The organism is Stenotrophomonas sp. P5_B8, from assembly GCF_054049855.1.
This window is the reverse complement of sequence record NZ_JBFULO010000231.1, coordinates 1-5,766: the sequence shown is the minus strand read 5'-3', so window position 1 is coordinate 5,766 and position 5,766 is coordinate 1. Positions and strand designations below refer to the sequence as shown.

At 64.5% G+C, this 5,766-nt stretch carries 4 protein-coding genes and 1 pseudogene; all 5 read left to right on the top strand.

The genetic code is table 11. The annotated features are described in order from the left end of the window. Window positions 1-52: 52 nt before the first annotated feature. Window positions 53-1,513, top strand: a complete 1,461-nt coding sequence (gene cls, locus ACXJKH_RS13015) for a cardiolipin synthase (RefSeq protein ID WP_457319841.1) — start codon at window positions 53-55, stop codon at window positions 1,511-1,513. A 64-nt stretch (window positions 1,514-1,577) separates the two neighbouring features. Then, window positions 1,578-1,835 carry a hypothetical protein gene (locus ACXJKH_RS13010; protein ID WP_457319839.1) on the top strand — a complete coding sequence of 86 codons (258 nt, stop codon included), beginning with the start codon at window positions 1,578-1,580 and terminating at the stop codon, window positions 1,833-1,835. A gap of 4 nt (window positions 1,836-1,839) precedes the next feature. Next, on the top strand, window positions 1,840-2,583 hold the full coding sequence (locus tag ACXJKH_RS13005; RefSeq protein ID WP_256776602.1) for a pyridoxine 5'-phosphate synthase: 744 nt from the start codon (window positions 1,840-1,842) through the stop codon (window positions 2,581-2,583). A 281-nt stretch (window positions 2,584-2,864) separates the two neighbouring features. Continuing rightward, the gene (locus tag ACXJKH_RS13000; protein ID WP_457319837.1) at window positions 2,865-3,956 is read left to right on the top strand and encodes a PA0069 family radical SAM protein; all 1,092 of its coding nucleotides are present in this window, start codon (window positions 2,865-2,867) and stop codon (window positions 3,954-3,956) included. Window positions 3,957-5,455: 1,499 nt separating this feature from the next. Next, window positions 5,456-5,766: pseudogene (locus ACXJKH_RS12995) on the top strand (PA0069 family radical SAM protein); the annotation flags it as partial.

The window sequence follows — 5,766 nt, the reverse complement described above, 5'->3', positions numbered from 1 at the left end:
GGCCAACGCCGCGCGCGCGCACGGGACGCGCGCGGCCCGCTATCATCCGCGCATGCTCGCCACCTACCCTGCCCTCGCGGCCTGGCTCGACGCCGTCCCGCACCTCCGTCCGTTGCTGGTGGCGGCCTACATCCTCTACCTGCTCTGGCTGACCGGCTGGATCATGCTGCAGAAGCGCGAGCCGGTAGCCACGCTGAGCTGGATCCTGTCGATGGCCGCCCTGCCCTACCTGGGGTTGTTCATCTATTACCTGCTGGGCCCGCAGAAAGTGAAGCGGCAGCGCCTGCGTCGCGGTCGCGCGCGCTCGGGCATGGAGCACTACAGCAGCGTGTGCCCGCCCGACGCGGACTGCACCGAGCTGTCCAAGATCGCCCAGGCCACTACCGGGCTGGCGCCCAGCTCGGCCACCGAGGTGGAGTGGCTGGTCGACGGTGCGGCGACTTACCGCACGTTGCTGGCGGCGGTGGCGACTGCCCAGGACCACCTGCACGTGGAGTACTACATCTTCAACCCGGACCACGCCGGTACCGCCTTGCGCGATGCGCTGGTCGAGCGCGCCCAGGCCGGCGTGCGCGTGCGCCTGCTGCTGGACGCAGTGGGTTCCTCGGGCATCCGCAAGCGCTTCCTGCAGCCGCTGCTGGACGCCGGCGGCGAGGTGGCCTGGTTCCATCCGCGGCAGCTGCTCAAGCCGTTCAAGCGGCCGTGGTTGAACATGCGCACCCACCGCAAGCTGGTGGTGATCGACGGCCGCATGGCCTTCACCGGCGGCATCAACATCACCGACGAGGAGGACGAAAGCCGTCGTCCCGACGCCTATCGCGACCTGCATATGCGCGTGGTCGGGCACGTGGTGCGCAGCCTGCAGCTGGTATTCGTGGAGGACTGGATCTATGCCACCGGGCAGGAGCCGGCACGCTTCAACATCGCCCAGCTGTGGCCGCATGACATGCCCAGCCGCCAGGACGGGCGCATCGATGCGCAGGTGCTGGTGTCCGGGCCGGATTCGGCCTGGGAAACCATCCACCGGCTCCAGGTGGCGGCCATCCACGAGGCGCGTGAACGGGTCTGGCTGGTGACGCCCTACTTCGTCCCTGGCGAAGCGGCCCGCATGGCGCTCACCTCGGCCGCGCTCGGCGGGTTGGACGTGCGCCTGCTGGTGCCCAAGATGAGCGATTCCTGGTTCGTCACCCAGGCGGCGCGGTCCTACTTCGACGAACTGCTGCTGGCCGGGGTCAAGATCTACGAATACGGCCCGCGCATGTTGCACACCAAGGCCTTCATCGCCGACCAGGACGTGTGCATCGTCGGCAGTGCCAACTTCGACCACCGCAGCTTCCGGCTCAACTTCGAGCTGTCGATGATGTTCGTCGATGCCGATCGCGTGGCCGCGCTGGAGCGCATTCTGGCCGCCGAGTTCGACGCCGCCGTGCGCGTGCAGAACGACCGCAAGCGCTCGCTCTGGCGGCACCGGGTGCCCGAGGCGTTCGCCCGGCTAGCCTCGCCGCTGTTGTGACCGGCCACGTGGAACCGCAGCGGCCGGCGGCGCTACACTTGCCCGGTCAACGGGGAGAATGACGATGCATTGGCTGTTCCTGCTGCTGGCGCTGGGCGCATTCGCGCTGGCGCTGAAGACGCCCCACGATGGGGTGATGCTGCTGTCCCTGCTGGGGACGCTGGTGTTCCTGCTGGCCTGGGTGCGCGGGCTGTACGTCGCGCGTTTCGGCAACCTGCAGCGCGACATCTCCAGCGTGATCGATCCCGCCGAACTGCGCCGGCTGCGCGAACTGGGCCAGGCCCGCCGCCAGGCCGCCACCGAAGATACCGACACCCCGTAGTGCCATGACCCAGCTCAGCGTCAACGTCAACAAGATCGCCGTGCTGCGCAATTCGCGCGGCGGCACCGACCCGGATGTGCTGCAGGCCGCGACGGCCTGCCTGGACGCGGGCGCGCACGGCATCACCGTGCATCCGCGCCCGGACCGCCGGCACATCCATGCCGAAGACGTTGTCGCGCTGTCGTCGCTCACCGCCCGGCGTGGCGTCGAGTTCAACATCGAAGGCAACCCGTTCGCCCCGCCGCGCGAAGGCTACCCCGGCCTGCTGCCGCTGTGCGCGCAGACCCGGCCCGCCCAGGCCACCCTGGTGCCAGACGGCGACGGCCAGCTCACCTCCGACCACGGGTTCGACTTCGCCCGCGACGGGGAGCGGCTGCGCCCGCTGATCGCCGAGCTCCGGTCCTACGGTTGCCGCGTCAGCCTGTTCGTCGATGCCGGCAACCCGGATATCGCCCAGGCCGCGGCGATCGGCGCCCATCGCGTCGAGCTCTATACCGGCCCCTATGCCGAAGCACATGCCGCCGGTGACGCCAGCGCGATGCTGGCCCTGTTCGCCGATGCCGCGCGTCGTGCCCAGGCCGCCGGGCTGGGAGTAAACGCCGGCCACGACCTGTCGCAGGACAACCTGCGCGACTTCCTGCAGGCCGTGCCGGACGTGCTGGAAGTCTCGATCGGCCATGCGCTGATCAGTGAGGCCTTGTATGCCGGGCTGGACGCCACGGTGAAGGGATATCTGGCGTTACTGTAAGGCGCTCACCGACCGTTGACTGGCGCCATGACCGACGATGTCCTGCCCGTGTGGCCTGTGGACAAGTTTGGGGACGAATTCGTACCTGTACCGCCAGAGGCCCGTCGTAGCGGGACTTTCGGGATATAGTGGGGTTGTGGTTAGTAATACTGCTAACCAAAGATTAACCTCTGCGGCCCGCCTGCCATGAACACCCCGCTCCCCTCCGTCCAAACCACTGTTCCCGGAAGCATCGGCCGTACGTCTCAACCCCTGAGATCGCCCGGCGATAGCCTTTGACCATGGGTATCGCGATCAAAGGCCGAGGTTCCACCACGCATCTGGCGGGCCGTTTCGAGGCCACCGTCAGCGAAGTCGTGTACGACGGTTGGGACGCCGAGGAGAGCGAAGAATTCGCCGCGCCGCGTCTGCGTACCGAAGTGCGTGCCGAGACCGCGCGCAGCATCATCAGCCGCAACAAGTCGCCGGACGTGGGCTTCAGTCAGTCGGTCAATCCGTACCGGGGCTGCGAACACGGCTGCTCGTACTGCTTCGCGCGCCCCTCCCATGCTTACCTCAATCTGTCGCCTGGCCTGGACTTCGAGACCAAGCTGTTCGCCAAGACCAACGCGCCGCAGCTGCTGCGCAAGGAATTCTCGCGCTCGGGTTACGTGCCGCAGCCGATCGCGCTGGGCATCAACACCGATGCCTACCAGCCGATCGAGCGCAAGCTCAAACTGACGCGCCAACTGATCGAGGTGATGCTGGAAACCCGGCATCCGTTCTCGCTGATCACCAAAAACGCGTTGGTCGAGCGTGACATCGACCTGCTCGCGCCCCTTGCCGAGCAGAACCTGGTCAGCGTGCACTTCTCGGTGACCTCGCTGGACCCGCACCTGTCGGCAAAACTGGAACCGCGTGCCTCGGCACCACACGCCCGCCTGCGCGCGATGCGCCGCCTGCATGACGCCGGCATCCCGGTCGGGGTGATGGTGGCGCCGGTGATTCCGTGGATCAACGATGCCGAGCTGGAAGCGGTGCTGGAAGCCGCGCGCGATGCCGGTGCATCCACCGCCGGCTACGTGCTGCTGCGCCTGCCGCTKGAAGTTGCSCCGCTGTTCCGCGACTGGCTGGACACCCAYCATCCGGACCGCGCCACGCACGTGATGAGCACCATCAACCAGCTGCGCGGTGGCAAGGACTACAACAGCGAATTCGGCAGTCGMATGCGCGGCGAAGGCGTCTACGCCGACCTGCTGTCGAGCCGCTTCAAGCTGGCGCGCAAGCGGCTCGGATTCGACGCGCAGAACAGYCATTGGCCGAAGCTGGATTGCGRCAAATTTTTGCGRCCGTTGCCGCCSCGGGTGGATTCGCCACAGGGGTCGTTGTTCTAAGACCGATGCCAGAGACTCTGCTTGATGTGCGCCAATACTCGAATGTCGCGATCAACGATCCATGTCTCGGGCAATCAGCGGCGTGGTGGCATGAGCTAGTTCCCGCAATGATGTGTGCTCACTATTCACGGTAAGATCCGCGCATTGGCCGAACCAAGGATGGGCGAGCGATGAATCTCAGGAAGCTGGAGAAGGATGCCCTTCTTTCCGAAAACGAAGAATCGTCTGATGCCGGGAACCACGCGTGAGTTCCATGCGCCGCCCCGCCCGGTGCTCCCGCCTCAGGGGCTTCCGCCCCGATCGAAGAGATCGCTATGACTAGGTGGCTGCGATGGGTTGCACTGGTGCCGGCTTCCGCCGCCGCATTCATAGCGGTGCTCATGTTGCTCTGGCCATTGCATACCTTATTGATGTATTTGTGCCCTGCCAGCGAAATATTCGACGAGGGCACCACGGATCTAGCGAAACCTGATTATGCGGCAATCGGTCAGGACTGCGCTGCGGCGTGGTTTCCGGGCGCAGAAACCGCGGTCTCGGTTGGAGTATTGGCGGCAGCGATCGCCGCCGCCGGATGTGTGGCAGCTTGGCTGGCTCCAGCCGGAAAGGCGGTATCCGCGTTCTGCGCATCGTGCCTAGCGCTGTGCTTGACGTATACGGTTTTCCGTCTCTCTCAATGACTGGAGTTCCGATCTTGCGGCTAGGCGCAGTCCCTGGCTGCCTCCACTACCGGACAACCGGCAGAATGTCCTGGTGAATGGCAGTGGAAGGTTAGCGGTCCACCTGGAAGTACCAAAGGGAATTGGGTTAACCCAAATACCGGAGGGAAGCTACACCCCGATTTCGGACATCCTCCACCCAATGSTCCCCATTGGGGATACACAGATGGTAACGGTGAGAAGTGGGACTATTTCCTTGATGGACGAGGTTGGCAGCAGCGAGATACCAAGTGGAAGTGAAAGATCACAGGTCCATTGAATGAATATTTTTTCCTAAGAATGGTACCGGGATGAATGGAGAAATCTCAGATTTCACTATGAGCTTGACGATGATGCCAAGCAATGGCGAATCACCGGCTCTGTGACCGGGCTGAGTTCGTTTGTTGCGGTACTGCGTGCTTATGCATCGGATCCAAATAACGACTGGATCTCCTGCCATCGCAATCTGGGTCCGCACGAATATCTGGAAATCGGCACATGGAGCTCGTCCATCATTGACGGTCATTGGATTGCAGGTCGCTTGAGCGATCTGCTTGGTCTTGCGAGTCGTGTTGAGGCGTGGCTAGACTCTGCACAGAGCGGGGATTCCCTCTTCGTCAGGGCATTCTTCAGCCCGGATTCGCCATACGACGTCTGCCTAACGGTCGCGCCGGTCGCTCTTGATCCATCGTCACTCGACGCTTCACTGGCACCTCGGGCAGATGGATAGTCGTCACAGACAACGTACCCGAATGACCTCGACGAATATGCCGGAACCACCCCTTAGTCCCCTCATACTAAAATCCGCGTGCCTCGGCACCGCGCGCCCGCCTGCGCGCGATGCGCCGCCTGCATGACGCCGGCATCCCGGTCGGGGTGATGGTGGCGCCGGTGATTCCCTGGATCAACGATGCCGAGCTGGAAGCGGTGCTGGAAGCCGCACGCGATGCTGGTGCATCCACCGCCGGCTACGTGCTGCTGCGCCTGCCGCTGGAAGTGGCGCCGCTGTTCCGCGACTGGCTGGACACCCACCATCCGGACCGCGCCACGCACGTGATGAGCACCATCAACCAGCTGCGCGGTGGCAAGGACTACAACAGCGAATTCGGCAGTCG